Genomic DNA, 3,611 nt, shown 5'->3' with positions numbered 1-3,611 from the left:
ACAAAAAGCATTACAAAGTTTAGATTATGATCATAAGTTAGCTGAAATGAAACAAGAAATTCAGAAATCTGAATTAGAAATTGCTAGTAAAATAAATGCATTGGAAAAATCAGAGCAAACTAAGAAATCCATAGAGATTCAGATGGTTCAGTTGCAAAAACAGTTAACAGCCATTTCTTTAGATAAATATCAGTTGAAAAAATTACATAAAGAATTAGAGAATCAAAAGTTAGAACTCATGAATACTAATCGTAAGTTAAAATCTCATCAAAAAAATTATGATCAGGTGCAGTTATTATTATCAGAGGCTAATCAGCGATTGGATGAAGCCAATCTTTCACTTAAAGAAAAAGATGATGCTTTAACGAAAATTACCACTGATAAAGCAGTGTTGGAAGATAAATTGGCTCAATTGGAGTTAGATATTAAAAAAGAGCATCTTAAGGCAACAGGAGAAACTAATCAAACAGCACAGAAGTTTTTGACAAAAGCGTATCAAGAGATTGAAGAGCTGCACAAAGAAATGCGTACACAATCTGAAAATTATGAAAAGCTCTATGATGAAGTCAAAGCTAAAAATGAAGAAGTTGATTCATTAAGATCACAGTTAGAAGCTGTACGTTGGAAGAATCAGAAAACTCAAAATTTAACAAAAGATTTGATTAATTCAAAAACTCAACAGAAAAAATGCATTATGTCAGAAACACAAGAATATCAAGTAGGTTGTATTTAATGATAAGCACTTAAATATTTAAAATATGGATAGTTTTTTTAATCTAGTTTAGAATATTTGAATCTGTTTGTGGCATTTTTTTAATACTCTTAGGTAAAATTATGATTTTTGAATGTAAAAATAAAATATTAAAATTAGGCGTTATTATGGCTAGCATGATTGCGGCAGGATGTACTTCAACATCATCTATCCAAAATGATGAGAATAGTTATACAGGCACTTTTACTGAGAAATCAAATAACTATCAGAGTCGAATGGTATTAAATAAATGTGTGGATGAATTAGAAGCATTAAAGTCATTATCGAGAGATGATTATAATGTATTGAAAAACTCATTCAAAGAAGTGAATGAGATCAATCAGTTGTATAAGCGCATAGCATCAACAACAAGCCCAGACACTAAAGCTCTTTTACAAATGTCTATTGAAGCTAAAACAACTATGTTATGTGCAAAAGTTAGATACAGTTCAGTTTTATCAACAGAGTCTATTTTAGAACAAGTTGATGTGCTCTAAAAATTTAACCCCCGATTGAGAATTTTATTCGGGGGTTAAATGATTATTTGAGAGTTATTGTCCTAGTGCTTTTTGTACGTCATCAATCATAAGCTGAGTTGATTTTAATCCGCCACCAGATAAGTACCAAACGTTAGGATCTAAGTAAACAATTTTGCCATTTTGAAATGCTTTAGTATGTTTAACTAAATCATTTTCAATCAATTCTTTTGCAGCTGTGTCACTGTTACCTACAACAGCACTGCGATCAATGACAAAGATATAATCAGGATCTAAATTCATGACATATTCAAAGGAAATGCTTTGGCCATGTGTAGATACTGCGATAGAGTCATCCGCAGGTTTAAAGCCTAAAGTATCATGGATGAATCCAAAACGTGAGCCAGGTCCATAAGCACTGACTTTTCCATCATTAGCTAAAAGAATCAATGCTTTTTCAGACATGTTTTCTGTTTTAGCTTTGATTTCCGAAACTTCTTTTTTCAGTTGATCTAATTGAGCTTTAGCAACATCCTCTTTGTTAAAGAGTTTACCTAAAGTTAAGACATGATCTTCTAGTGAAGGCATGTAATTATTGAGATCAATATTGTAATTAATGGTTGGTGCGATTTCAGTTAATTTATCGTAAACGTTTGCTTGGCGTGCTGAAATGATAATAAAATCTGGTTTCGCTTTGTAGATTGTTTCAAAATCAGGCTCTTTTAAACCACCAAAGTTTGTGTATTTATCATCTTTATATTGAGAGAGATAAGTTGGAATATTTGCTTTTGGAATACCTAAAACATCTACACCTAAAGCTTCTAAGGTATCTAATGAGCCAAGATCAAAAGGAATGATGCGTTGAGGATTCATCTTAACTTTGGTTTCACCTGAAGCGTGTTTGATAGTCATTTCAGCAGGTGCAGGCGCAGTCTGAGCAACTTCTGGTTGAGTTGCAGGTGTATTTTGAGTCGGTGCTGTTTCTGTAGGCGTTGGTGCAGGTTGAGTTGTTTGAGCCGTTGTTTTAGGTTCATCATTGCCACAAGCTGCAACTAATAAAACTAGTGCAGAAGCTAACGCTGCTTTTTTAAATGACTTCATTCATAACTCCTTCGTTTTAGGGCTTAAGAAAAATAAACGCAAATGCGCTGTTCATTGATTAACTGTATCGGAATTTCCATATCATAAATATCTTTTAAGATATGAGAATCGATAATTTTCCCTGTTTCTCCCTCATGAACCAGTGCGCCATTCTTGAGGGCTATTATGTGATCGGAATAACACGATGCAAAGTTGATGTCATGAATAACAACAACAATCGTTTTATTCTTTTCGCGCACTAATTTTTGTAATACCTTCATAATTTCAACAGAGTGCTTCATGTCTAAATTATTGAGAGGTTCATCTAAAAATATAACATCAGTATTTTGAGCAACGACCATGGCAATGAAGGCGCATTGTCTTTGTCCACCGCTCAATTCACCGATATACTTATCTTGTAATTGTGTTAAACCCATATATTCAATGGCTTGATCAATATAGTGTTGATCTTCAGGGGTTAATCTGCCTTTACAATAAGGGAATCGACCAAAGGCAACTAATTCTTTGACTGTAATACGTAGATTTAGATGATTGGCTTGTTTAAGAATTGATATTTTTTGTGCCAACAGATCATTGTTCCATTCTTTAATATTTTGACCATCAATGATGATTTCGCCATGATCAGGTGTAGACAATCGGCTCATCATAGCTAGTAATGTACTTTTACCTGCACCATTAGGACCAATTAAAGAGGTAATTTTATTAGATGGAATTTTAATTGAAACATCGTCAACAACCTTTCGTTGACCATAAGCTTTGGAAACATTTTTAACTTCTACCATTATTTGCTTCCTCTTAATAGTAAATAGATAAAGTAAATTCCACCAATAAAGTTAATAATGACAGATAAAGTGGTGGAGAAGGTAAAGACTCGTTCTACAATTAACTGACCAATTGCCAATGAGATAATGCTGACAAAGATAGAGCCAGTAATGAGAATAGAATGTTTATAAGTTTTAAAAATCTCGTAAGTAACATTAACCACTAAAAGGCCTAAAAAAGTGATGGGCCCCACAAGTGCAGTGGATAAAGCAGTTAATATTGCAACGATAATTAATGTGATTTGGACAACTCTTTGGTAAGAAATACCTAAATTGACAGATTGATCTCTACCTAATGAGAGCACATCTAGGTAACGAATAAGAGGGAAAAATATAGCAATTGTCGCAATAAGAATACCTAAGGCCCACCATAATAGTTTGACTTGCACATTATTGAAGCTTGCAAACATTTTATCTTGCGCTAATAAGAATTCATTAGGGTCGATCAGTACTTGCATGAAT

Annotated in this window: 5 protein-coding genes; 2 read left to right on the top strand and 3 right to left on the bottom strand. The window is 33.1% G+C overall.

Translation table 11 applies throughout. From position 1 onward, the window contains the following. The coding region (locus BZK14_RS13350; protein WP_171973692.1) for a coiled-coil domain-containing protein at positions 1–733 on the top strand (733 nt) is incomplete at its 5' end. A 146-nt stretch (positions 734–879) separates the two neighbouring features. After that, a complete protein-coding gene (locus tag BZK14_RS09520) occupies positions 880–1,248 on the top strand; it encodes a hypothetical protein (RefSeq protein ID WP_216350019.1) in 369 nt (122 codons plus the stop codon). A 54-nt stretch (positions 1,249–1,302) separates the two neighbouring features. Here the strand turns inward: BZK14_RS09520 and BZK14_RS09515 are convergent, their stop codons facing one another. The 3 genes from BZK14_RS09515 to BZK14_RS09505 all read right to left on the bottom strand — a co-directional run. Continuing rightward, positions 1,303–2,328: a siderophore ABC transporter substrate-binding protein gene (locus BZK14_RS09515; RefSeq protein WP_077926267.1), complete on the bottom strand. Its 1,026-nt coding sequence runs from the start codon at positions 2,326–2,328 to the stop codon at positions 1,303–1,305. A 23-nt stretch (positions 2,329–2,351) separates the two neighbouring features. Beyond that, positions 2,352–3,110, bottom strand: coding sequence for an iron ABC transporter ATP-binding protein (locus BZK14_RS09510; protein WP_077926266.1), 759 nt, complete (start codon positions 3,108–3,110; stop codon positions 2,352–2,354). Beyond that, the coding region (locus BZK14_RS09505) for an iron chelate uptake ABC transporter family permease subunit (RefSeq protein ID WP_143691431.1) at positions 3,110–3,611 on the bottom strand (502 nt) is incomplete at its 5' end. The genes BZK14_RS09510 and BZK14_RS09505, both read right to left, overlap by 1 nt.

It is taken from the genome of Wohlfahrtiimonas larvae (assembly GCF_002006755.1).
In the GTDB taxonomy this organism is placed as follows: Bacteria; Pseudomonadota; Gammaproteobacteria; order Cardiobacteriales; family Wohlfahrtiimonadaceae; genus Wohlfahrtiimonas; species Wohlfahrtiimonas larvae.
Note: the sequence above shows the minus strand (reverse complement) of the source record. Positions and strands in the feature narration are given on the sequence as shown.